General features: G+C 66.0%; 19 protein-coding genes and 1 riboswitch. Of the genes, 12 read left to right on the plus strand and 7 right to left on the minus strand.

Annotated features, from left to right (window positions below; genetic code table 11):
• Nucleotides 1-179: 179 nt before the first annotated feature.
• The 11 genes from NMG10_RS08335 to NMG10_RS08385 all read left to right on the plus strand — a co-directional run bounded on the left by NMG10_RS08335 (nucleotide 180) and on the right by NMG10_RS08385 (nucleotide 15,543).
• Nucleotides 180-3,575: an Ig-like domain-containing protein gene (locus tag NMG10_RS08335; protein ID WP_254464155.1), complete on the plus strand. Its 3,396-nt coding sequence runs from the start codon at nucleotides 180-182 to the stop codon at nucleotides 3,573-3,575.
• Nucleotides 3,576-3,719: 144 nt separating this feature from the next.
• The gene (locus NMG10_RS08340) at nucleotides 3,720-4,685 is read left to right on the plus strand and encodes an SCO family protein (protein ID WP_232855590.1); all 966 of its coding nucleotides are present in this window, start codon (nucleotides 3,720-3,722) and stop codon (nucleotides 4,683-4,685) included.
• Nucleotides 4,686-4,760: 75 nt separating this feature from the next.
• Nucleotides 4,761-6,038, plus strand: a complete 1,278-nt coding sequence (locus tag NMG10_RS08345; protein ID WP_254464156.1) for a bifunctional O-acetylhomoserine aminocarboxypropyltransferase/cysteine synthase — start codon at nucleotides 4,761-4,763, stop codon at nucleotides 6,036-6,038.
• Between the two features lie 64 nt (nucleotides 6,039-6,102).
• On the plus strand, nucleotides 6,103-6,876 hold the full coding sequence (locus tag NMG10_RS08350; RefSeq protein WP_234560703.1) for a hypothetical protein: 774 nt from the start codon (nucleotides 6,103-6,105) through the stop codon (nucleotides 6,874-6,876).
• A 112-nt stretch (nucleotides 6,877-6,988) separates the two neighbouring features.
• Nucleotides 6,989-7,333 (plus strand): carboxymuconolactone decarboxylase family protein, encoded by a 345-nt coding sequence (locus tag NMG10_RS08355; RefSeq protein WP_198742706.1) that lies wholly within the window; start codon nucleotides 6,989-6,991, stop codon nucleotides 7,331-7,333.
• A gap of 78 nt (nucleotides 7,334-7,411) precedes the next feature.
• The gene (locus tag NMG10_RS08360) at nucleotides 7,412-7,981 is read left to right on the plus strand and encodes a GNAT family N-acetyltransferase (protein ID WP_203652316.1); all 570 of its coding nucleotides are present in this window, start codon (nucleotides 7,412-7,414) and stop codon (nucleotides 7,979-7,981) included.
• Nucleotides 7,982-8,154: 173 nt separating this feature from the next.
• Nucleotides 8,155-8,360, plus strand: a riboswitch (cobalamin riboswitch).
• Nucleotides 8,361-8,466: 106 nt separating this feature from the next.
• On the plus strand, nucleotides 8,467-10,593 hold the full coding sequence (locus tag NMG10_RS08365; RefSeq protein WP_254464157.1) for a TonB-dependent siderophore receptor: 2,127 nt from the start codon (nucleotides 8,467-8,469) through the stop codon (nucleotides 10,591-10,593).
• 234 nt (nucleotides 10,594-10,827) lie between these two features.
• Nucleotides 10,828-11,883, plus strand: coding sequence for a GlxA family transcriptional regulator (locus NMG10_RS08370; protein ID WP_232855594.1), 1,056 nt, complete (start codon nucleotides 10,828-10,830; stop codon nucleotides 11,881-11,883).
• A gap of 131 nt (nucleotides 11,884-12,014) precedes the next feature.
• Nucleotides 12,015-13,220, plus strand: a complete 1,206-nt coding sequence (locus tag NMG10_RS08375; protein WP_232855595.1) for an NAD(P)/FAD-dependent oxidoreductase — start codon at nucleotides 12,015-12,017, stop codon at nucleotides 13,218-13,220.
• A 279-nt stretch (nucleotides 13,221-13,499) separates the two neighbouring features.
• Nucleotides 13,500-14,303, plus strand: coding sequence for a 2,5-didehydrogluconate reductase DkgB (gene dkgB / locus NMG10_RS08380; protein ID WP_254464158.1), 804 nt, complete (start codon nucleotides 13,500-13,502; stop codon nucleotides 14,301-14,303).
• Nucleotides 14,304-14,361: 58 nt separating this feature from the next.
• The gene (locus NMG10_RS08385; RefSeq protein ID WP_254464159.1) at nucleotides 14,362-15,543 is read left to right on the plus strand and encodes an MFS transporter; all 1,182 of its coding nucleotides are present in this window, start codon (nucleotides 14,362-14,364) and stop codon (nucleotides 15,541-15,543) included.
• A gap of 105 nt (nucleotides 15,544-15,648) precedes the next feature.
• Here NMG10_RS08385 and ahpF read toward each other — a convergent pair whose 3' ends face one another.
• From ahpF to NMG10_RS08420, 7 genes are all read right to left on the minus strand, one after another.
• On the minus strand, nucleotides 15,649-17,211 hold the full coding sequence (gene ahpF, locus NMG10_RS08390; protein WP_254464160.1) for an alkyl hydroperoxide reductase subunit F: 1,563 nt from the start codon (nucleotides 17,209-17,211) through the stop codon (nucleotides 15,649-15,651).
• Between the two features lie 282 nt (nucleotides 17,212-17,493).
• Nucleotides 17,494-18,057 carry an alkyl hydroperoxide reductase subunit C gene (gene ahpC / locus NMG10_RS08395; protein ID WP_008090543.1) on the minus strand — a complete coding sequence of 188 codons (564 nt, stop codon included), beginning with the start codon at nucleotides 18,055-18,057 and terminating at the stop codon, nucleotides 17,494-17,496.
• Nucleotides 18,058-18,305: 248 nt separating this feature from the next.
• Nucleotides 18,306-19,661, minus strand: coding sequence for a glutathione-disulfide reductase (gene gorA, locus NMG10_RS08400; protein ID WP_203652310.1), 1,356 nt, complete (start codon nucleotides 19,659-19,661; stop codon nucleotides 18,306-18,308).
• Nucleotides 19,662-19,755: 94 nt separating this feature from the next.
• Entirely contained in the window at nucleotides 19,756-20,595 is an 840-nt protein-coding gene (gene galU, locus NMG10_RS08405) for a UTP--glucose-1-phosphate uridylyltransferase GalU (protein WP_010223914.1), read from the minus strand.
• A gap of 232 nt (nucleotides 20,596-20,827) precedes the next feature.
• Entirely contained in the window at nucleotides 20,828-21,742 is a 915-nt protein-coding gene (locus NMG10_RS08410; RefSeq protein WP_203652309.1) for a c-type cytochrome, read from the minus strand.
• Nucleotides 21,739-22,389, minus strand: a complete 651-nt coding sequence (locus NMG10_RS08415) for a cytochrome c (RefSeq protein WP_254464161.1) — start codon at nucleotides 22,387-22,389, stop codon at nucleotides 21,739-21,741. The genes NMG10_RS08410 and NMG10_RS08415 overlap by 4 nt, the downstream gene beginning before the upstream one ends.
• 145 nt (nucleotides 22,390-22,534) lie before the next feature.
• Nucleotides 22,535-22,894 carry a hypothetical protein gene (locus tag NMG10_RS08420; RefSeq protein ID WP_050706248.1) on the minus strand — a complete coding sequence of 120 codons (360 nt, stop codon included), beginning with the start codon at nucleotides 22,892-22,894 and terminating at the stop codon, nucleotides 22,535-22,537.
• Between the two features lie 164 nt (nucleotides 22,895-23,058).
• Between NMG10_RS08420 and NMG10_RS08425 the strand changes: the two genes are divergently transcribed.
• Nucleotides 23,059-23,361, plus strand: coding sequence for a DUF1883 domain-containing protein (locus NMG10_RS08425; protein ID WP_254464162.1), 303 nt, complete (start codon nucleotides 23,059-23,061; stop codon nucleotides 23,359-23,361).
• The last annotated feature ends 5 nt before the right edge of the window (nucleotides 23,362-23,366 follow it).

The raw sequence follows: 23,366 nt of genomic DNA on the forward strand, positions 1-23,366 counted from the left end.
AGCCCCAGGTTTGCGGCAACACCTTGAGCGTTTCTCGTTCGCAACACTGCAACATCTTGAAACAACTGGCGTTTGGCCATTTACCGCTTGGCACAGCCGTTGCTGACCTCTGTTCAAGGCACATCGCCGCTCCTCGAGTGGCAACAGATGCCAGTCTGCACAACACGGGGCATACGGCAATGAAGAAACCAGCTGCAACATCGACCCAGGTGTCCAGGTTGTCCTCCCTCACGGCACTGCTGCTCAGCCTGGGGCTGGCCAGCGCGGTCGCCGGGTCGCTCGACGACGTGAGCCAGCCACCTCCTACCGATCCTTCCGCGTACAGCGACCCGCCCGCCACGCCAGCGGCCCAGGCGGCGGCACTGGAGGCCCTGAAGTCGATGCCCGAGGCCAACGAAGGCTCGCTGGAGCTGACCAATGGCGTCTACGGCACCCGCGCCACCGTGACCAGCAACAACGTGCTGCCCCCTGCGTTGCAGACTTCGCGCAAGTACCCCACCAACGGCAAGCCCAGCCCCTTGTTCGGCGCCGAGCCGTTCACTCAGCAACTGCTGCTGTTCGAAGAGTTCGGCCCGGAGAAACTCGACCCGGCCACCCCGCCCTACGCCATGACCTTCCCGCCGCCCGTGATCGGCGCGGCCCCCGCCCAGGACCCCGACTACGCCGCCCGCAGCAGCCCCAACGGCAACGCCCTGGAAGCGTTCCTGACCCAGCCGGGGCTGACGCCGTTCCCGTCGCAGTACGCCAACGTGCTCGACCGCAACCCGTGGAAGGCGCAGATCGAGATGTTCCTCAACCGCAGCGGGGTCGGCTCGCCCGCCGAAGGCCGTCCGCCAGGAAAGGGCTGGTCGCACCAGCGCTGGAACGAGTTCTACCCCCAGGCCGCGTTCAAGACCGCCCAGGCCGGGGCGCGCATCAACCAGGGCCTGCGCGACCGCAAGCAGCTGCACAACTACGCCAAGGGTGAATTCGCCCCGGGCGGGCTGTACTACCAGACCTCCGACATCCCCACCACCCTGGGCACCACCAAGGGCATCGACACGCGCTTCCACCCGAAAATGCCCCTGCAGGGCCACAAGGCGCTGTGGACCTTCGACGGCACCTTCCCGGTCAAGCTGCTGATGGTGCGCTACGGCCAGCCGGTACTGATGCGCCACTACAACGCCCTGCCGATCGACCCATCGGCCAACAACGGCTTCGGCCTGCACACCATCTCCACCCACGAGCATAACGGCCACTCGCCGGCCGAGAGCGACGGCTTCGCCAACGCCTACTTCTTCCCCGGCCAATATTACGACTACCGCTGGCCGATCCAGCTGGCCGGCTACGACACCATCAACACCCGTGCCCAGGACCCGCGCGCCGCCTTCCCCTGCGCGCCGGGCGAAACCCTGTACGTCAACGACGCCTCACCAGGCCTGAAGACCTGCGAGAACGGCAGCATCAAGATACGCGGCGACTGGCGCGAGACCATGAGCACCCACTGGTTCCACGACCACATGCTCGACTTCACCGCGCAGAACGTCTACAAGGGCAACGCGGTGATGATGAACTACTACTCGGCCATCGACCGCGGCAACGAGGCCCTGCAGGACGGCGTCAACCTGCGTTTTCCCAGCGGCGCGGCGATGCCGTGGGGCAACCGCGACTATGACGTCAACCTGGTGATCGCCGACAAGGCCTGGGATGCCAACGGCCAGCTGTGGTTCAACCCGTTCAACACCGACGGCTTCCTCGGCGACCAGATCCTGGTCAACTGGCAGTACCAGCCCAAGCTCAAGGTGCGCGCGCGCAGCTACCGCTTCCGCATTCTCAACGGCTCGGTGTCGCGTTACTTCAAGTTCGCCGTGGTGCGTGAAATCGCCGGCACCAGCGGCGAGTTCAAGGGCCCGACCGGCTCCAACCTTTCCTACGCCCGGGTGCCGTTCCACATGATCGCCAACGACGGCAACATCATGGAACACGCCGTGCCGTTCGACGGCACCCTGGACCTCAACGGTGACGGCAACCTGCAGGACAACAACGCCATCATGCCGCTGCAGGGCATCGCCGAGCGCTACGACATCATCATCAATTTCGCCAGGAACGGGATCAAGGTCGGCGACAAGCTGTACTTCGTCAACCTCATGGAACACGAGACCGGCAAGGGCCCGAAACAGCCCATCGCCCTGGCCGACGTGCTGTCGGGCAAGTACAAGCCTGTGATCAAGCAGACCAGCAACGGCCCGGAATGGGATGGCGGCGACCCGGTGGTCGGCAAGTTCATGCAACTGATCGTGCAGCCCTACACCGGCCAGGACGTCAGCATGGACCCGAGCCTGTATGAACCGGCCAAGCCCGGCAAGGCTGCTGGCCTGGCGATGATCCCCCTGCCCATCGACCGCAACAGCGCCAGCGATCAGGTCAAGATCAAGGCCGCTCGCCACCGCGAGTTCATCTTCGGCCGCTCCGACGGCACCGACAGCACGCCCTGGACTATCAAGACCGACGGCGGCTTTGGCTTCACCATGGACCCACGGCGTATCAGCGCCGCCCCGCAACTGGCCAACGAAGCCACCGACGCCGGCTTCAGCGGCGATGGCACCCTGGAAGTGTGGAAGATCAAGAACGGCGGCAACGGCTGGAGCCACCCGGTGCACGTGCACTTCGAGGAAGGGGTGATCCTCAGCCGCGACGGCAAGGCGCCGCCGGAATGGGAAAAATGGGCGCGCAAGGACGTGTACCGCATCGGCCCGGATGCTGATTCGTCGGAAGAAGTGGAAATGGCCATTCGCTTCCGCGAGTTCGCCGGCACCTACATGGAGCACTGCCACAACACCCAGCACGAGGACACCTCGATGCTGCTGCGCTGGGACCTGGAACACCCCGGCCAGTTCCAGATGATGCCGACGCCGCTGCCCGGCTGGGATGGCGTGGAATACATCAACTCCGCCGCCCTGCCGACCTTCCGCACTGCCAGCAGTGGCCCCGGCAACGACAGCAACAAGCCGCCGGTGGCGGTGAACGACAGCGCCGCGACCATGGCCGGCAAGCCGATCGTGCTCAACGTGCTGGCCAACGACACCGATCCCGACGGCAACCTGCCGCTGAGCATCAGCAGCCTGGCTCAGCCCGACTCCGGCCAGGGCACGGTGAGCAGCAACGGCACCCAGCTGACCTATACCCCCCCGGCCACGGTCGCCACGGCATTCACCGCCAGCTTCACCTATGCCGCGCGCGACGCCAAGGGCCTCGAGTCGCTGGCGCCGGCCACGGTGAGCATTGCGGTCTCGCCGGCGGTACCGATGGACCAGATCCAGGTCAGCAGCGCCACGGTACAGTTGCGCAGCAACAGCCGCTGGACCTGGGAAATCGCCGGGACCACCTCGGTGGCCGCCGGCAACAGTATCCGGGTCTCCACCAACACCACCAGCGGGCCGCTCGACCTGGGCCTGGCGACCCTGACCACCAGCGGCAGCGGCGCGCGCTGGAAGTTGTCGGTGACCACCACTGGCAGCGGCCCGGCCTCGCCACCGGCGGTGACGGTGAAGTCGGCGCTGGGGCAGAGCGTGACGGTGCCGCTGAGTATCCGTTGATTTCGCCAAGCCCCCATGAGGATTGGCGTGGGAGCGGGCTTGCCCCGCGATGGACCCACCGCGTGGCACCGGCTCTGCCGGTGTTCGCGGGGCAAGCCCGCTCCCACGCTGTCCTTGCCTGTCCCCTGACCAGAGGGTAGAACCATGCCCCGCCTTTGCCGCCTGCTGCTCCTGCTGCTGCTCCCCCTCAGCCTTGCCTGGTCGCTCCCCCCCAGCACCCGCGCAACGCCCTCCACACCCTGGGGCGCCGACTACTTCCCCAACATCCCCCTGCTCACCCAGGACGGCCAACAGGTGCGCTTCTTCGACGACCTGATCAAGGACAAGGTGGTGGCCATCAACTTCATCTTCACCGGCTGCGGCGACTCCTGCCCGGTGGAAACCGCGCGCCTGCGCCAGGTGCAGAAGCTGCTGGGCGAGCGCGTCGGCCAGGACATCTTCATCTACTCGATCAGCATCGACCCCTACAACGACACCCCCGCCACCCTCAAGCGCTACGCCGAGAAGTTCGCCATCGGCCCCGGCTGGACCTTGCTCACTGGCGAAGCCGCCGACATCGAGCAACTGCGCCGCAGCCTCGGGCTGTACATCGAAGGACTGGAGAACGGCCGCAGCAAGGACCACAACCTCAGCCTGATCATCGGCAACCAGGCCACCGGCCGCTGGATGAAGGCCTCGCCCTTCGAAAGCCCGTACATCCTCGCCGACCGCCTGGCCAACAGCCTGCACAACTGGAAGACCGCCAGCGCCCAGCGCCGCGACTACACCCAGGCCCCGGATATCCGCCCGCCGAGCGCCGGCGAACAACTGTTCCGTACCCGCTGCTCGTCGTGCCATACCCTGGGTGATGCCGAGCCCGGTGCCACCCGTGGCATCGGCCCGGACCTGCTGGGGGTGACCCGTCAGCGGGATGAACAGTGGCTCAAGCGCTGGCTGAAGGAGCCGGATCGGATGCTGGCGGAGCAAGACCCGCTGGCAATGCTGTTGTACGCGCAGTACAACCAGCTGGCGATGCCCAACATGCGCCTGGGGGAAACCGAAGTGGCCGCGCTGATCAGCTATCTCGAGGAAGAAACACAACGGCGCCAGGTGCCCTCGGCGCAACGTTGAACCTCGACCCTTGACCGCCAGCGCCGCCCCAGCCCATGCTCAACCGCTTCCATCCCACGCTCAAGGAACGACCGCATGAAGCTGGAAACACTCGCCATCCACGCGGGCTTCAGCCCCGACCCGACCACCAAGGCGGTGGCCGTGCCGATCTACCAGACCACCTCGTTCGCCTTCGACGACACCCAGCACGGCGCCGACCTGTTCGACCTCAAGGTCGCGGGCAACATCTACTCGCGCATCATGAACCCCACCAACGACGTGCTCGAGCAACGCATGGCCGCCCTCGAGGGCGGGGTCGGCGCGCTGGCCGTGGCCTCGGGCATGGCCGCCATCACCTACGCCATCCAGACCGTCGCCGAAGCCGGCGACAACATCGTCTCGGTGGCCAAGCTGTACGGCGGCACCTACAACCTGCTGGCCCACACCCTGCCGCGCATGGGCATCACCACCCGCTTCGCCGCCCACGACGACATCGCCGCCCTCGAGGCCCTGATCGACGCGCGCACCAAGGCAGTGTTCTGCGAGTCGATCGGCAACCCCGCCGGCAACATCGTCGATATCGCCGCGCTGGCCGAGGCAGCCCACCGCCATGGCGTGCCGCTGATCGTCGACAACACCGTGGCCACGCCGATTCTCTGCCGCCCGTTCGAGCACGGCGCCGATATCGTCGTGCACTCGCTGACCAAGTACATCGGCGGCCACGGCACCAGCATCGGCGGCATCGTCATCGACTCGGGCACATTCCCCTGGGCCGACCACAAGCAGCGTTTCGCCCTGCTCAATACTCCCGACCCGTCCTACCACGGCGTCACCTACACCGAAGCCTTCGGCCCCGCCGCCTTCATCGGTCGCTGCCGCGTGGTGCCGCTGCGCAACACCGGCGCCGCGCTGTCGCCATTCAATGCCTTCCTGATCCTGCAAGGCCTGGAGACCCTGGCCCTGCGCATGGAGCGCCATACCGAGAATGCGCTCAAGGTCGCCCGCTACCTGCAGGAACACGACCAGGTGGCCTGGGTGAAATATGCCGGCCTGCCGGACCACCCCGAGCACCAACTGGCCCGGCGCTACACCGGCGGCAAGCCGGCGGCGATCCTGTCGTTCGGCATCAAGGGCGGCCAGGCCGCCGGGGCGCGCTTCATCGATGCGTTGCAACTGGTGGTGCGCCTGGTCAACATCGGCGACGCCAAGTCGCTGGCCTGCCACCCCGCCTCCACCACCCATCGTCAACTCAACGACGAAGAGCTGGAGAAGGCCGGCGTACCGCGCGACATGGTGCGCCTGTCGATCGGCATCGAGCACAGCGACGACATCATCGCCGACCTCTCCCAGGCCCTTGAGGCCAGCCGCGGCTGATCGACCCGCGCCCCACCCAATGCCGACGGCGGGCGCGTACCCTGCAGAACCGGAACCTCGCGTAATGACCCTTTTCTACCTGAAACTCCTGGTCACCCCGCTGCTGATGTGGGCCATCTCCCTCGCCTCGCGGCGCTGGGGCGGACTGCTCGGCGGGCTGCTGTCCGGTCTGCCGATCACCTCGGCCCTGGTGATGACCTTCCTGTGCCTGGAGCAAGGCACGGGCTTCGCCCTGGGCGCGGTGCCCGGCGCGCTGGGTGGGTTGGCGGCGGTGCAGGCCACCTACGCCTTCTACCTGTTCGCCACGCGCAGGGTCGATATCGCCCCGGCCGTGCTGCTGGCGATCCTGTTCTACGGCCTGGCGGCCTATGCCTTCACCCACTGGGGTGGGCTTTACCTGTCGGTGGCCGTGGCGCTGCTGCTGATCGGCGTGCTGATCCGCGCCAGTGGCCGCGAGCCCAGGCCCGACACCCTCGCCCGTCCCCGGCAGCGGTATTGGGAGATTCCCTTGCGCATGGTATCCGCCACCTCGCTGCTGATGATCACCACCAGCCTGGCCAGCTGGCTGGGGCCGGCCACCAGCGGCATGCTGGCGCCAATTCCGGTGATCGCCTGGCCGCTGGTGGTGTTCGCCCATGTGCAGGGCGGCCGAGCCGGGATGGCGGCGATGGTGCGGGGCAATGCCATTGGTGCGCTGGGAGTGATTGCATTCTACCTGGCGATGGCGGGGTTGCTGGAACGATTGGGGGTTGCCGTGACCATCGGCCTCGCCATGGGCCTGGCAGTGGCACTGACCGTCGCGTTGGCGGCGGCGCTGCGCCGGGTACCGACCGATTGACCAGTGATTCGAACAGGTCCCGGGTTTGATCCATCCTCCCTGGGGCCAGCCCCTCCAGCGAAATATCGACTAGCCTGAATGCTCCTGTTGCCAACCTGACAAGGTGAAGACGATGAGCATGATGGACTGGGACGCCTACCGTAAGCAGTTGATGGCCGGCATCGGCGATCTCAAGCAACTCTCACCCGATACCGTGGCCGGCTACGCGACCGCCAGCGGCGCCGGGGCCAAGACCAATCACCTGGACGCCAAGACCCGTGAGCTGATCTCGTTGGCCGTGGCCGTCACCACCCGCTGCGACGGCTGCATCGCCGTGCATTCGCAGCAGGCGGTCAAGCACGGCGCCACCCGTGAGGAGATCGCCGAGGCCCTGGGCGTGGCGGTGGCAATGAACGCCGGCGCCGCGCTGGTCTACTCGGCCAGGGCGCTGGACGCCGTGGGCAAGACTGGCGCCTGAAACTTCATGGCGCCGCCGCCCTTGCGCGACGGCGCCGCGACACCCAGACTTGGCGGTTCAGTCCGTGCAGGAACCACCATGATCCAGATCCGCCCCATGACCCCGGAAGACTTCGAACGCTTCTGGCCGACCTTCCAGGCCATTGTCCAGGCCCGCCAGACCTACGCCTTCGACCCGGCCCTGGACGTCGACCAGGCGCGTCGGTTGTGGCTGGAAACCCCGTTGCGCACCCTGGTGGCCGAGGACGACGGCGTGCTGCTCGGCTCCTACTTCCTCAAGGCCAATGCCGCCGGCCCCGGCGGGCATGTCGGCAACTGCGGCTACATGGTCTGCGAGCAGGCCCGCGGCCGGGGTGTGGCCAGGCTGATGTGCGAGCACTCGCAGAAGCTGGCGCGCCAGGAGGGCTTCCTGGCCCTGCAGTTCAATTCGGTGGTGGCGAGCAACGAGGTGGCGGTGGCGCTGTGGCACAAGCTCGGCTTCGAGACCGTCGGCCGCCTGCCCAGGGCTTACCGCCATGCCGAGCTGGGCCTGGTGGACTGCCTGGTGATGTACAAGTGGCTGGCAGACGAGCCGGTGGTGGAAAAACCCGCGCTGCTGATCGGGCGCAAGAACATCGAGGCGCGAGTTTCGCGTCGGCGCGGGCGCTGAACCCATCGCGGGGCAAGCCCGCTCCCACGATCCGATTGCCTGGAGCTGCCAGGGTATCGCCGTGGGAGCGGGCTTGCCCCGCGATCAGCGACAACGCAATTGCAGCTAACCCATTGCCCCACCAGATATTTTCCTGCCACCCAGGCGATTGACTCGCCACCCGTTCGATGGTCAGATGCGCGCCAGTTTCAGGTGTCCTGCGCCGCCGCGCGCAGGGTGAAACGGGAAGCCGGTGCGTCGTTGTCACGACAAGTCCGGCGCTGCCCCCGCAACGGTAAGCGAGCGAATCCTTCGACAGACCACTGTGCGCACGCATGGGAAGGTGAAGGCTTCATGCTCCTCGCAAGCCCGGAGACCGGCCTGAGGCTTCACTTGGCAACCCGCGGTGGGCGGGCGCAGGCCGGTATCCGCGCGCGCCTGCGTGCGCGCTTCGCCGTTGCGTGTTTTCCACCGGGATCCATTCCTTCCTGCAGCAGTGGAACGACATGTCCCGATTCAACAAGCTTCACACCCTGGCGGCCTGCCTGGCCGTGTCCCTGCCAGCCCTGGCCGATGACCATGAAGTGGCGCCCCTCACCCTGCCCTCCACGGCGATCACCGACACCCGCGAGCCACAGGTCATCGACCTGGCCACGCCAACCCCGGCCGGCTCGCGCCTGAACCTCAGCGCCCTGGACACCCCGGCCAGCACCAGCAGCCTGACCGAGGCGCAGATCCAGCAGCGCAACAACCTCACCGTGCAGGACGCCGTGACCCGCTCGCCGGGCCTGACCTTCATCGGCACACCGGGCGACGGCGGTACCGGCCTGTCGGCCCGGGGCTTCACCGGGCAGAGTTCGGTGATGACCCTGTTCGACGGCTCGCGCCTGTACGCCGGCGCCGGCACCCTGACCTTCCCGGTCGACCCGTGGATGGTCGAGCGCATCGACGTGATCCGCGGCCCCGCCTCGGTGCTGTACGGCGAAGGCGCCACCGGCGCGGTGGTCAACGTGGTGCCGAAGAAGCCGTTCGCCGGTGACATCCGCAACCACCTGCGCCTGGGCTACGGCTCCTGGGACCGCCAGCAACTGGGCCTGGACAGCGGCGGCAGCCTGAGCGAGCGGCTGAGCTACCGCGTGACCCTCAACCAGCAGGCCGGCAACGGCTGGGTCGACCGCACCGACTCGCGCAGCCTGGCCCTCAGCGCCGCCCTGCGCTTCGATGCCAGCGACGACCTGAGCTTCACCCTCGCCCACGAACGCGGCGATGCGCAACCAGCCAACTACTACGGCACCCCGCTGATCGACGGGCACCTGCGCAGCAGCGTGCGCCGCAAGAACTACAACGTCAGCAACGACGAACAGCGCTACCACGACGAGTGGACGCGCCTGACCACCGACTGGACCCTCAGCGACAGTGTCATCGCCAGCAACCAGCTCTACTACATCAAGAGCCGCCGCCAGTGGCGCAACGCCGAGTCCTACGCCTGGGAGGCCGCCAACGGCGTGATCCAGCGCGGCAGCTTCCTCGAGATCCGCCACAACCAGGAACAGCTCGGCGATCGCCAGAGCTTTACCTTCGACCATGGCCTGTTCGGCCTGGCCAGCAAGACCGTGGTCGGCGCCGAATACAACCGCATCCGCTTCAACGTCGACAGCAACTCGCCCTACAGCGATGGCAATAGCGACCCGCTCGACCCGTGGCATCCGGCTCCGGGCGGTTTCCACAGCCTCAGCCCGACCCGCGCGCAGACGCTGTCCAAGGTCGACACCTTCGCCCTGTTCGCCGAAAACCGCACCCAGCTGAGCGACCGTCTCGCACTGGTCACCGGCATCCGCCGCGACCAGAACCACATCGACCGTGACGACCTGGTCAACAACGCCCGCAGCGACCGCAGCCTGCAAGGCGGCAACTGGCGCGCCGGGCTGGTGTACGCCCTCACCGACGACCTGTCGCTGTACGGGCAGTACTCCACCAGCGAGGACGGCGTCGGCGACCTGCTCACCCAGCGCCCGAACAAGCGCCTGGAGCTGACCGAAGCGAAGCAGACCGAGATCGGCCTGAAGCAACGCTTCTGGGATGCGCGTGGCGAGTGGACGTTGGCGGCCTATCACATCGTCAAGAAGAAACTGCCGGTGTACAACCCGCTCACCCACGACAGCCAGCAGGCCGGCCAGCAGACCTCCGACGGCCTGGAGGCCAGCCTGGAACTGGCGCTGGGCAACCAGTGGCAGCTCTCGGCCAATGCCGCGCTGGTGCGGGCCAAGTACGACGACTTCCTCGAGGAAGGCAGCAACGGCACGGTCCACGACCGTGCTGGCAACCGCCCGCAGGATGTGCCGCGGCGCACCGCCAACCTGTGGCTGAGCAAGGGCTTTGGCCAGACCGTGGACGCAGGCATCGGCCTGCGTTACGTGGATGAGCGCTACGCCAGCGCCGCCAACGACCAGCGCGTGCCGGGCTACGCCGTGGTCGATGCCAACCTGGGCTGGCAGGTACTGCCCGATGTGCGCCTGGGCCTGCAGTTGAACAACCTGTTCGACCGCCAGTACGCCCAGTCCAGCTACAGCGGCGAGCAATGGCTGCTGGGCGCACCGCGCTCGTATTTCGCCACGGTCGACTACAGCTTCTGAGGCAGGTACAGCCCACTCGGGGTTCAAAATGTAAATCTCCGATCTGACTGGGGCAGCGTGGGAACGGGCTTGCCCCGCGATGCTTCGCCAACCTGGGCCGACGTCATCGCGGGGCAAGCCCGCTCCCACGCTGTCCCTGCAAAGCCTCGGCGCCTGCGCCTGTCGCGCGGCGCTTGATCGGCGCCGCGCCAGGTGCTCGACTTAGCGCTACGCCTCCGTCACAAGCAGCGCGCCATGACCGACATCCCGCAGATCCCCACCCCGCCCGTGCACGCCCTGGATCAGCCGCGCACCCTGCTGTTCCTCGCCTACCCGCAGATGGGCCTGCTCGACCTCACCGGCGCGCAGACGGTGTTCTGGGCCGCGACCAAGGCCCGTACCGCGCGTGGCCTGCCGGGCTATCGCCTGGTCACTGCCAGCCTCGAAGGCGGCCTAGTGCCCACCGCAGAAGGCCTGTCGATAGGCACCGAACCGTTGGCCCCCTGGTTGCGCGAGCCGTTTGACACCCTGGTGGTGCCCGGCGCACCGGAGATCGTCCACACCCTCCCCGATCACGCCGAGCTGATCGCCTGGCTGGCCCAGGCCGCCCAGCGCGCCCGACGCACCGCCTCGGTGTGCAGCGGCACCTTCCTGCTGGCCGCCGCCGGCCTGCTCGACGGCCGCCGGGCCGCCACCCACTGGGCGATGTGCGATGCGCTGCACCGGCGCTTCCCGGCCATCGAGGTGGATGCCGAGTCGATCTTCGTGCAGCAGGACCAGGTGTGGACCTCGGCCGGGGTCAGCGCCGGCATCGACCTGGCGCTGGCCCTGGTCGAGGCCGACTGCGGCCGCGAGGTGGCGATGCAGGTGGCCCGCGAACTGGTGGTGTTCCTCAAGCGCCCCGGTGGCCAGGCGCAGTTCAGCGAACTGCTCAAGGCCCAGGGCGAGGACGGCGCCGCCTTCGAGGCCCTGCACCTGTGGCTCAACGAGCACCTGGGCGACCCGCGCCTGACGGTCGAGCGGCTGGCCGAGCAGGCGCGCATGAGCCTGCGCAACTTCACCCGGGTGTACAAGCACAAGACCGGCCGCACCCCGGCCAAGGCCATCGAAGTGTTCCGCCTGGAGGCGGCGCGGCGCTTGCTGGAGAACTCCGACCAGCATATCGAGCAGGTTGCCCGCCACTGCGGGTTCGGCAGCGAGGAGCGCATGCGCCTGGCGTTCCAGCGCCATCTGGCGGTGACCCCGCGGGACTACCGGGCACGCTTTGCCCGCAGCGTGCCGCTGGCCGAAATCCAGGGTTCTTTGGCCTAGGGGCAAACGGGGCACGCCTTTAGCATCTGCTGCACGCCTGTCGGGCCGCAATCCAGGCCCACCCACAAGGCGTACCCTTTTCCCACTGCCGCAGCGACAACATCGATAATCGCGGCATCCAGGAGCACCCCATGAAACAGATCCTGATCATTGGCGCAGGCTTCGCCGGGCTGTGGAGCGCCCTCGGCGCCGCCCGCCTGCTCGACCAGCACAAACACGACGACGTGCAGATCACCGTGCTCGCCCCCCAGGCGGAACTGCACATCCGCCCACGCTTCTACGAACCCGACGTGCACACCATGGGCGCGCCGTTGCAGGCGCTGTTCGACGCGGTCAACGTGCGCTTCGTCAAAGGCAGCGCCTACCACATCGACCAGGCCAGCCGTGAAGTGGCGTACCGCCAGCCCGGCGGCATCGACGCCAGGCTTGGCTACGACCGCCTGATCATGGCCTGCGGCAGCCTGCTCAACCGCCCGGCGCTGGAAGGCTTCGACCGCCACGCCTTCGACGTCGACAAGATCGAGTCAGCCACCCGCCTGGAAGAACACCTCAAGTCCCTGGCCGCCCGCCCCGACAGCCCGGCGCGCAACACCGTGGTGGTGGCCGGGGGCGGCTTCACCGGCATCGAGACCGCCACCGAGCTGCCCAGCCGGCTGCGGGCGATCCTGGGCGACAAGGTCACGCCGCGCATCGTCGTGGTCGACCGCGGGGCGAAGATCGGCGCCGCCCTGGGCGACGGTATCCGCCCGGCCATCGAGCAGGCCTCGGCGGCGCTGGGCATCGAATGGGTCTGCGGCGCCACGGTGGCCTCGGTGGATGCTGGCGGCGTGCTGCTCGACAACGGCGAACGCATCGCCGCCAATACGGTGGTCTGGACCGTCGGCTTCAAGGCCAACCCGCTGACCGAGCAGATCACCGGCGAGCGCGATCGCCAGGGCCGCCTGCATGTGGACGGGCAGCTCAAGGTCATCGGCAACCCGGATGTGTATGCCGCGGGCGATGTGGCCTACGCGGCCTGCGACGAGGTCGGCAACTTTGCCGTGATGTCCTGCCAGCACGCCATCCCCCTGGGCCGCTACGCCGGCAACAACGCCGCCGCCGAGCTGATCGGCGTGGCGCCGATGACCTACAGCCAGCCCAAGTACGTCACCTGCCTGGACCTCGGCGCCTGGGGCGCGGTGTACACCGAAGGCTGGGAACGCACCGTTTCGCCACCGACCGACAAGGCCGAGGCCAAGCAGCTCAAGCAGCAGATCAACTCGGTGTGGATCTACCCACCGGCGGCGGACCGGGCCACCGCACTGGCAGCGGCCGACCCGCTGATACCGGTCGCCTGACAGCACTGCCAACCTGCCACAGATCGCCCGCCCCCGGGGCTGCGCTGTTACTGAGAGCAGTCAGCGCAGCCCCTGCCGGCTTGCCCCGCAATGGCGGCAATAGCCGCCATTGCCTCGCCCCGCTCACAATCCAACCCTGTATTCATGACTCCAGGTCAAAGGACCTTGGCGCGTCGACGCCTTAATCAATCCCGCCGAACACCGCACACTGCGCCTACCCGTTCGATCCCGTGCCCCACTGCCCGGGCCTCGATCCCCTCACTCGACAGGAGCAGTTGCATGAGCATTCCATCCTTTGGCCTGGGTACCTTCCGCCTCACCGGCCAGGCCGTCATCGATTCGGTCAAGTCGGCGCTGGCGCTGGGCTACCGCGTCATCGACACCGCGCAGATCTACAAGAACGAGGCCGAGGTCGGCCAGGCCATCGCCGAAAGCGGCGTGCCGCGCGACGAGCTATTCATCACCACCAAGATCTGGGTCGACCACTACGCCGCCGACAAACTGATCCCCAGCCTGCGCGAGAGCCTGGCCAAACTGCGCACCGACCATGTCGACCTGCTGCTGATCCACTGGCCGGCGCCGGGCAACGGCGTCGAGCTGCCCGAATACATGCAGGCGCTGGCCGACGCCAAGCGCCAGGGCCTGACCCGCCAGATCGGCATCTCCAACTTCAATATCGAGCTGACCCGCCAGGCCATCGCCGTGGTCGGCCAGGGCGAGATCGCCACCAACCAGATCGAACTCAGCCCGTACCTGCAAAACAGCAAGCTGACTGCCTTCCTCCAGGAGCAGGGCATCACTACCACCTCCTACATGACCCTGGCCTACGGCAAGGTGCTGAAGGATCCGCTGCTGACCGAGATCGCCGCCAAGCACAAGGCCACCGTGGCCCAGGTGGCCCTGGCCTGGGCATTGCAACTGGGCTATGCGGTTATCCCGTCGTCCACCAAACGCGAGAACCTGGCCAGCAACCTGCTTGCCCGCAGCCTGCGCCTTGACGCCGACGACATGGCGCGCATCGCCACCCTGGAGCGCAACGGCCGCGAAGTCAGCCCGGACGGCCTGGCGCCAGCCTGGGACTGATATCCTTCGGGCATGGAGGCCCACCGCCCCGCTCTCAACCGCTTTTTCGGAGCTCCCAATGAGCACGCTTTCCCCCAAACGGGTGCTGTTCGCCCTGGCCATCGGCGCCTTCGGCATCGGCACCACCGAGTTCACCCCCATGGGCCTGTTGCCGGTGATCGCCGATGGCGTCGGTGCCAGCATCCCCAGCGCGGGCATGCTGATCACCGCCTATGCCATCGGCGTGATGGTCGGCGCGCCGATCATGACCTTGCTGTTCAGCCGCTTCGGCAAGCGTGCCGCGCTGATGATGCTGATGGGCATCTTCACCGTCGGCAACCTGCTCTCGGCCCTGTCGCCGGACTACTACACCCTGCTGCTCTCGCGCCTGATCACCAGCCTCAACCACGGCGCGTTCTTCGGCCTGGGCGCGGTGGTGGCCGCCAGCGTGGTACCCCGGGACAAGCAGGCCAGCGCCGTGGCCACCATGTTCATGGGCCTGACCATCGCCAACATCGGCGGCGTGCCAGCCGCCACCTGGCTCGGCCAGCAGGTCGGCTGGCGCATGGCCTTCGCCGGCACCGCGGTGCTCGGCGTGCTGGCCATCGCGGCGCTGTGGTACGCCCTGCCCAAGGGCGAGCGCGGCAGCGTGCCCCATGTGCGCAAGGAACTGGCGGTGATCGCCCGCCCCAACGTGCTGCTGGCCATGGCCACCACGGTCCTGGGCGCCGGCGCCATGTTCACCCTGTACACCTATGTCGCCCCGGTGCTCGCCGAGCTGACCGGCGCCTCCGACAGTTTCGTCACCCTCGGCCTGGTGCTGATCGGCGTCGGCTTCACCCTCGGCAACAGCCTGGGCGGCAAGCTGGCCGACTGGTCGCTGGACGGCGCCGCGCGGATCTTCCTCGGCGCGTTGGCGGCGATCATGCTGCTGATGCCGCTGGTGTTGGGCAGCCATGTCGGCGCCGCGCTGGCCTTGCTGGTGTGGGGGATGTTCACCTTCGCCGTGGTGCCGCCGCTGCAGATGCGAGTGATGATCGCCGCAGCCGAGGCTCCGGGGCTGGCGTCATCGATCAACGTGGGTGCATTCAACCTGGGCAATGCCGTCGGCGCCGCCCTGGGTGGCGCGGTGATCAGCCTGGACCTGGGCTATGCGGCGGTGCCGATGGCCGGTGGCCTGCTGGCGGCGACCGGGTTGCTGCTGGTGCGGCTGGGCGGTCGCGGCAAGGCCGCCGACGAGGCGCTGAGTAATCCAACCTGACCGGGATCACCCACATGGGGCGAGCTTGCCCGCGATAGCCCCAACACAAGAACGCCGCCATCCCCGAAGGAATGGCGGCGTTTTCACGTTTACACCCCGCTGCCGTCAGGCCGGCGCCGAAGTGCGGATCAGATGATCGAAGGCCGCCAGCGACGCCTTGGCGCCCTCGCCCACGGCGATGACGATCTGCTTGTACGGCACCGTGGTCACGTCGCCGGCGGCGAACACGCCGGGGATGCTGGTCTGGCCCTTGGCATCGACGATGATCTCGCCACGCGGCGAAAGCTCCACCGTGCCCTTGAGCCAATCGGTGTTCGGCAGCAGGCCGATCTGCACGAAGATGCCTTCCAGCGCCAGGTCATGCAGCGTGTCGCTGGTGCGGTCCTTGTAGCGCAGGCCGGTGACCTTCTCGCCATCGCCGACCACTTCGGTGGTCAGCGCGCTGGTGATCACCTTGACGTTCGGCAGGCTGTGCAGCTTGCGCTGCAGCACGGCATCGGCGCGCAGCTGGCTGTCGAACTCGATCAGGGTCACCTGGGCGACCACGCCGGCCAGGTCGATGGCCGCTTCCACGCCGGAGTTGCCACCACCGATCACCGCCACGCGCTTGCCCTTGAACAGCGGGCCGTCGCAGTGCGGGCAGTAGGCCACGCCACGGGCGCGGTATTGCTGCTCGCCCGGCACGTTCATTTCACGCCAGCGGGCGCCGGTGGCGAGGATCACGGTCTTGGCCTTGAGCGAGGCGCCGCCGGCCAGGCGTACTTCATGCAGGCCGCCATCGGTGGCCGGGATCAGCGCTTCGCCGCGCTGCAGGTTCATGATGTCGACGTCGTACTGCTTGACGTGCTCTTCAAGGGCCGTGGCCAGCTTAGGCCCTTCGGTCTCCTGCACCGAGATGAAGTTCTCGATCGCCAGGGTGTCGAGCACCTGGCCGCCAAAGCGCTCGGCGGCGACACCGGTGCGAATGCCTTTACGGGCGGCGTAGATCGCCGCGGCCGCGCCAGCCGGGCCACCCCCGACCACCAGCACGTCGAAGGCGTCCTTGGCGTTGATCTTCTCGGCCTGGCGAGCGCCGGCATTGGTGTCGATCTTGCCGAGGATCTCTTCCAGGCCCATGCGGCCCTGGCCGAACACTTCGCCGTTCAGGTAGATGCTCGGCACCGCCATGACCTTGCGGGCTTCGACTTCATCCTGGAACAGCGCGCCATCGATGGCGACGTGGCGCACATTGGGGTTGAGCACCGCCATCAGGTTCAACGCCTGGACCACGTCCGGGCAGTTCTGGCACGACAGCGAGAAGTAGGTTTCGAAGGTGAATTCGCCCTTCAGCGCCTGGATCTGCTCGATCACTTCGGCACTGGCCTTGGAGGGGTGGCCGCCGACCTGCAGCAGCGCCAGCACCAGGGAGGTGAATTCGTGGCCCATGGGGATGCCGGCGAAACGCAGGCTGATATCCGCGCCAGGGCGGTTCAGCGAGAACGAAGGACGACGGGCGTCGTTGCCATCCGCGCTGAAGGTAATGAGGTTCGACAGGCCGGCGATTTCCACCAGCAGGTCGTGCAGTTCGCGGGACTTCGCGCCGTCGTCGAGGGAGGCAACGATCTCGATCGGCTGGGTGACCCGCTCCAGGTAGGTTTTCAGTTGCGATTTAAGCGTGGCGTCCAACATACGGGCGATTCCTTTTTCAAAACTCGGATACAAAAACGCCCAGGCGAGATCGCCCGGGCGTTTTTACGGGGCGGTAACTACTTCAGCTTTGGCGGCTGTCTACCGCCCGCGATTGGCGCATAACCGGATTTTCGTTCGAGAAGTGACTGCGCGGCGATCAGGCAAGGCGAAAACAGGCGAGGAACGGTCGGAGTCGCGCTCGACTTTGCTGGTTGCAAATGAGCATTCCGAGCCTGTTTTCAACGCAGCATGGTCGTCGCGCAGGCGCTTATCGGACGAAAATTAGATCTTGCCGACCAGGTCAAGGGACGGAGCGAGAGTGGCTTCGCCTTCTTTCCACTTGGCCGGGCAGACTTCACCTGGGTGGGCGGCAACGTACTGGGCAGCCTTGACCTTGCGCAGCAGTTCGCTGGCGTCACGGCCTACACCACCGTCGTTGATTTCAACGATCTTGATCTGACCTTCCGGGTTGATCACGAAGGTACCGCGATCGGCCAGGCCGGCTTCTTCGATCAGCACGTCGAAGTTGCGCGAGATGACGTGGGTCGGGTCACCGATCAGCGGGTACTTGATCTTGCCGATGGTGTCCGAGGTGTCGTGCCAGGCTTTGTGGGTGAAGTGGGTGTCGGTGGACACACCGTAGATTTCCACGCCCAGCTTCTGGAACTCGGCGTAGTTGTCAGCAAGGTCACCCAGTTCGGTCGGGCAGACGAAGGTGAAGTCGGCCGGGTAGAAGAACACGACGGACCACTTGCCTTTCAGGTCGGCTTCGCTGACCTGGACGAATTCGCCATTGTGAAAAGCAGTGGCGTTGAACGGTTTGACCTGGCTGTTGATGATTGGCATGAGAGACGCTCCTTCATGGGTTGAATTCGGTTGACGGAGAGAATCCTAACCGCTGGTCCCCTCGAAGGCTCATTGGCAAAGCTCATGCTGGTGATTGGTTTTGGCTATAAGGCGGGATTATTAATAGAAGGGATTGGGCTGAGCAAAGGATTGCGAGGGCAAAATGCATCGCGGGGCAAGCCCGCTCCCACGCCAGAAGGTTTTCAGGCGTGGGAGCGGGCTTGCCCCGCGATCTGGGATAACGCGTATCAGCGGGTGACGGTGCGCATGGTCACGAACTCTTCGGCGGCGGTCGGGTGCACGCCGATGGTCTCGTCGAACTGCTGCTTGGTCGCCCCTGCCTTCAGGGCGATCCCCAGGCCCTGGATGATCTCGCCAGCATCCGGCCCGACCATGTGGCAGCCCAGCACCTTGTCGGTGTCGGCATCGACCACCAGCTTCATCAGGGTCTTTTCCTGGATATCGGTCAGGGTCAGCTTCATCGCCCGGAAGCGGCTCTCGAAGATCTGCACCTTGTGCCCGGCGGCCAGCGCCTGCTCCTCGGTCAGGCCCACGGTGCCGATTGGCGGCTGGCTGAACACTGCGGTCGGAATGTTCTGGTAGTCGACCGTGCGGTACTGCTCGGGCTTGAACAGGCGGCGGGCCACGGCCATGCCTTCGGCCAGCGCCACCGGGGTCAGTTGCACGCGGCCGATCACGTCGCCGATGGCCAGGATCGACGGGGCGGTGGTCTGGTACTGCTGGTCCACGCGAATGTAACCGCGCTCGTCCAGCTCCACGCCGGTGTTCTCCAGGCCCAGGTTATCCAGCATCGGCCGACGGCCGGTGGCGTAGAACACGCAATCGGCGACCAGCTCGCGACCATCCTTGAGGGTGGCCTTGAGGCTGCCGTCTGCAAGCTTGTCGATACGCTGGATGTCGGCGTTGAATTGCAGGTCCATGCCGCGTTTTTCCAGTTCTTCCTTCAGGTGCGTGCGCACCGAGCCGTCGAAACCGCGCAGGAACAGATCGCCCCGATACAGCAGCGTGGTGTCGGCGCCCAGGCCCTGGAAGATCCCGGCGAACTCCACGGCGATGTAACCACCGCCCACCACCAGCACGCGTCGCGGCAGTTGCTTGAGGTAGAACGCCTCGTTGGACGTGATGGCCAGTTCCTTGCCCGGAATGTCCGGCACCTGCGGCCAGCCGCCGGTAGCGATGAGGATGTTGGCGGCACTGTAGCGCTGGCCCTCGACCTCCACCTCATTGGCGCCGGTGATGCGGGCGTGGCCCTGCAACAGGGTGACGCCGCTGTTGACCAGCAAGTTGCGGTAGATGCCGTTGAGGCGCTCGATCTCGCGGTTCTTGTTGGCGATCAGCGTGCCCCAGTCGAAGTGGCCCTCTTCCAGGGTCCAGCCGAAACCTGCAGCCTGTTCCAGTTCGTCGGCGACATGGGCGCCGTACACCAGCAGTTTCTTCGGTACGCAGCCGACATTGACGCAGGTGCCGCCGAGGTAGCGGCTCTCGGCCACCGCCACTTTTGCGCCGAAACCCGCAGCAAAACGCGCCGCGCGCACACCGCCGGAACCGGCGCCAATCACGAACAGATCAAAATCGTAAGCCATGTATTCAGTCTCCTGGGCAGGCGCCCAGCATAGCGCCGTTGGCCGCCGCAAACAAAAAAGCCACCCGAAGGTGGCTTTTTACAACGCCGGGGACTCAGTAAGCCTTGCCGGTCTTGTAGAAGTTCTCGAAGCAGAAGTTGGTCGCCTCGATGTAGCCTTCGGCGCCACCGCAGTCGAAACGCTTGCCCTTGAACTTGTAGGCGATGACGCAGCCGTCCTGGGCCTGCTTCATCAGGGCGTCGGTGATCTGGATTTCACCGCCCTTGCCCGGCTCGGTTTCTTCGATCAGCTTGAAGATGTCCGGGGTCATGATGTAGCGACCGATGATCGCCAGGTTCGACGGTGCATCTTCAGGCTTTGGCTTCTCGACCATGTTGCGTACGCGGTACAGGTCGTCACCAATCAGGTCACCGGCGATCACGCCGTACTTGCTGGTTTCCTGAGGGTCGACTTCCATGATCGCCACGATGGTGCAGCGGTACTGCTTGTACAGCTTGACCATCTGCTTGAGTACGCCGTCACCTTCGAGGTTGACGCACAGGTCGTCGGCCAGCACCACGGCGAACGGCTCGTCGCCGATCAGCGGACGACCGGTGAGGATCGCGTGACCCAGGCCTTTCATCTCGGTCTGGCGGGTGTAGGAGAACGAGCACTCGTCGAGCAGACGACGGATGCCGACCAGGTATTTCTCCTTGTCGGTACCCTTGATCTGGTTTTCCAGCTCGTAGCTGATGTCGAAGTGGTCTTCCAGGGCACGCTTGCCACGGCCGGTGACGATGGAGATCTCGTTGAGGCCGGCGTCCAGCGCTTCTTCAACGCCATACTGGATCAGTGGCTTGTTGACCACCGGCAGCATTTCCTTGGGCATGGCTTTGGTAGCGGGCAGGAAGCGGGTGCCGTAACCGGCTGCCGGGAACAAGCATTTCTTGATCATATACGTCCTTAACAAGGGCTTTGCGTACGAAATTCGGCGCAGTCTAATCAGGCGGCGGTCACCTTACAATGCCCCCCGCGCTGGCCGATGCCATCATAGAGACATTCCAGTGTAGATAGTTCCGCCAGGCCGTGAATTTCAGGCGACCGGCGACATCATCGCGGGGCGGGCCCGACCCCACGATCGTCCCTTGCTGGGCGTGGGAGCGGGCTTGCCCCGCGAGGGTTTCAGCTCAACCGCCGATCCCCTGCCCGATCAACACGCCATCAACTTTCTGCCCGTACAGGTTGACCCCGTCGTTGGCATGGAACTTCAGCCGGGTCTTCTCGATCGAGCCTTCGACCAGCCGCGGATCCTGCGGCCGCTCATGGCGGTTGATCCACGCCGCCACGTCCCACGCCTGCTGGTCGCTCAGGCTGCCGGGCTTGCCCAGTGGCATGTTGTATTTGATGAACGACGCCGCAGTATTGATCCGGTGCATGCCGGCGCCCCAGTTGTAGGAGTCCTTGCCCCACAGCGGCGGCATCACGTACTCCCCGGCCACCTTCTGCCCTTCGCCATTGCCGCCGTGGCAGATCGCGCATTGCTCGTCGTACACCTGCTTGCCGCGCTTGAAGTCGTAACCGCCTTCGGGCTTGGGCACTTCCGGGTAGCCACGACCGGCGATCTCCACACCGGTCGGCGCCTGGGTCGACAGCCAGTAGGCGTAAACGCTCAAGGCGGTCATCTGCGGGCTGTCGGCCGCCGGCGGCTTGCCGTTCATGCTGAAGGTAAAGCAGCCCTGGATACGCTCGGCGAAGGTGTTGACCTTGTCGTTCTTCTTGCGATACGCCGGATACATCGGGTACGCCCCCCACAGCGGCGCGGAATGCGCCAGGCGCCCCTGGTCGAGGTGGCAGTTGCTGCAGTTCAAGCCGTTGCCGACCGCTTCGGGCATCAGCCGGCGGGTATCGACAAACAGGGCGTGGCCTTCACGAATCATCTTGCCGAAGGCGTTGTCCGGGATCGCGCTTTCCGCAGGCGGCACGAACTGCGGGGCAGCCTGCACACCCGGGACCTTGAGCTGGGACTGGTCTTCCATGGCAATGGGCGCGGCCTGGGCAGTGCCCATGGCCACCAGCAGCAGGGTTGGCATCAGGACTTTCATGGCTTGACCTCCTGGCTGGCCGGTTGGGCGAAGTAGTCGGCGACCGCCTTGACCTCGGCATCGGTCATCGCCTTGGCCACGTTGACCATCAACTGGTTGGGATCATTGCTGCGACTGCCATCGCGCCAGGCGTTGAGTTGCGCCACCAGGTAACCGGCGGGTTGTCCGGCCAGTGGCGGGAAGTGCTCACCGACGCCACTGCCGCCAGGACCGTGGCACTGCACGCAACCAGGTATCAGTCGACTCCAGTCGCCGTAGACGGCCAGACGGGTCACCGGATCGTTGGCAATCTGCTGGCGGCGCGTGTCCGCCGCGGCATCGGCCGGCAGCTTGGCCAGGTAGGCGCTGACCGCCTCGATCTCGGCATCGTCCAGGGCCTTGGCCAACGGTTCCATCACCGCCTGCTTGCGGCTGCCGTTGCGAAAGTCATGCAATTGCTTGCTGAGATAGCCGGCAGGCAGGCCGGCAAGACGGGGAAAACCGGCGGCGGCGATACCCTTGCCGTCCGGACCATGGCAGCCCAGGCAGGCCATGGCGGCGGGGTTCTGCCCGCCCTGGTTGAAGATTTTCTGGCCATCGGCAGCGTGCGCCGAGGGCCAGGCCAAGATCAGCAGGCTGCCGATCACGACATGGCTCAGGGGTTTCATCACGGAGGCTCCATTTCCTTGTTATAAGCTTAGGCTTAAACGATATAAGCCCAGAAATACTAGGCCTATTCCCCGACGTGCGACAACGTGTCACCGGGAAGGAAAGTGGCAAACCGCCAGCTAATTGCCGATTAACTGAGCTGGATCAAGAACCGGAGATGCACTGGGTCGCCGAGGTGCGCACATCACCCAGGCGCAGCGGGAAGTTGTTCAACCGCTCGTACACCTTGATCGCGCTGCCACTGCCGCGCTTGTCGATATCGAGCAGCGCCGCAGGGCCGACGCCGGCCGACACCTTCTGCGGCACGGTCAGGCGCAAGCCATCGCCACGCACCTCTTCCTGCAAGGGATCACGCGTATCGGCCAGCTTGCGCTTGACGCAGTCGGCATACTCGCGCGGCGTCTTGCCGGAGATCACATCCAGCGTCGCGTGGGACTGCTCGAGCTCCGTCACGCTGACACAGCCACCCAACGTCAGCGCCACCGCTGCTGCTACCCATTTCATCTACATCGTCTCCAGCTTCTTCAAAGTCATCCTCTGACCACATCCAGGCGGTTTTGCTCCCACGTCTGGCAGAAATCTCCTTGGCTTGGCCAGCCCGGGCGCAAGTGTAACCTCACATCGTGGTATCTTTCGCGTTTGCTGAACCAATCCTTGCGGAGCACCCCATGAAATTCGTACACCAGCGCGAGCACCTGAACGATGACGACATCGTCGTCATCGAGTGCTCCCAGCGCTGCAACATCCGCCTGATGAACGACGCCAACTTCCGCAGCTTCAAGAATGGCGGGCGCCACACCTACCACGGTGGTCACTTCGAGCGCTTCCCGGCGAAGATCACCGTGCCCAGCACCGGTTTCTGGAACATCACCATCGATACCGTGACCACTCGCCCGATCTCGGTGACGCGCAAGCCGGCCCTCAGCCACAAGATCAAGATCATCCGTCGCTCGTCGTCGAAACTCGGATAACACTC

It is taken from the genome of Pseudomonas sp. DVZ6, from assembly GCF_024259445.1.
GTDB lineage: Bacteria > Pseudomonadota > Gammaproteobacteria > Pseudomonadales > Pseudomonadaceae > Aquipseudomonas > Aquipseudomonas peradeniyensis.

Coding starts and splice junctions, on each gene's coding strand:
- NMG10_RS08335 (WP_254464155.1), top strand. CDS start 180: ATGAAGAAACCAGCTGCAACATCGACCCAGGTGTCCAGGTTGTCCTCC.
- NMG10_RS08340 (WP_232855590.1), top strand. CDS start 3,720: ATGCCCCGCCTTTGCCGCCTGCTGCTCCTGCTGCTGCTCCCCCTCAGC.
- NMG10_RS08345 (WP_254464156.1), top strand. CDS start 4,761: ATGAAGCTGGAAACACTCGCCATCCACGCGGGCTTCAGCCCCGACCCG.
- NMG10_RS08350 (WP_234560703.1), top strand. CDS start 6,103: ATGACCCTTTTCTACCTGAAACTCCTGGTCACCCCGCTGCTGATGTGG.
- NMG10_RS08355 (WP_198742706.1), top strand. CDS start 6,989: ATGAGCATGATGGACTGGGACGCCTACCGTAAGCAGTTGATGGCCGGC.
- NMG10_RS08360 (WP_203652316.1), top strand. CDS start 7,412: ATGATCCAGATCCGCCCCATGACCCCGGAAGACTTCGAACGCTTCTGG.
- NMG10_RS08365 (WP_254464157.1), top strand. CDS start 8,467: ATGTCCCGATTCAACAAGCTTCACACCCTGGCGGCCTGCCTGGCCGTG.
- NMG10_RS08370 (WP_232855594.1), top strand. CDS start 10,828: ATGACCGACATCCCGCAGATCCCCACCCCGCCCGTGCACGCCCTGGAT.
- NMG10_RS08375 (WP_232855595.1), top strand. CDS start 12,015: ATGAAACAGATCCTGATCATTGGCGCAGGCTTCGCCGGGCTGTGGAGC.
- dkgB (WP_254464158.1), top strand. CDS start 13,500: ATGAGCATTCCATCCTTTGGCCTGGGTACCTTCCGCCTCACCGGCCAG.
- NMG10_RS08385 (WP_254464159.1), top strand. CDS start 14,362: ATGAGCACGCTTTCCCCCAAACGGGTGCTGTTCGCCCTGGCCATCGGC.
- ahpF (WP_254464160.1), bottom strand. CDS start 17,211: ATGTTGGACGCCACGCTTAAATCGCAACTGAAAACCTACCTGGAGCGG.
- ahpC (WP_008090543.1), bottom strand. CDS start 18,057: ATGCCAATCATCAACAGCCAGGTCAAACCGTTCAACGCCACTGCTTTT.
- gorA (WP_203652310.1), bottom strand. CDS start 19,661: ATGGCTTACGATTTTGATCTGTTCGTGATTGGCGCCGGTTCCGGCGGT.
- galU (WP_010223914.1), bottom strand. CDS start 20,595: ATGATCAAGAAATGCTTGTTCCCGGCAGCCGGTTACGGCACCCGCTTC.
- NMG10_RS08410 (WP_203652309.1), bottom strand. CDS start 21,742: ATGAAAGTCCTGATGCCAACCCTGCTGCTGGTGGCCATGGGCACTGCC.
- NMG10_RS08415 (WP_254464161.1), bottom strand. CDS start 22,389: ATGAAACCCCTGAGCCATGTCGTGATCGGCAGCCTGCTGATCTTGGCC.
- NMG10_RS08420 (WP_050706248.1), bottom strand. CDS start 22,894: ATGAAATGGGTAGCAGCAGCGGTGGCGCTGACGTTGGGTGGCTGTGTC.
- NMG10_RS08425 (WP_254464162.1), top strand. CDS start 23,059: ATGAAATTCGTACACCAGCGCGAGCACCTGAACGATGACGACATCGTC.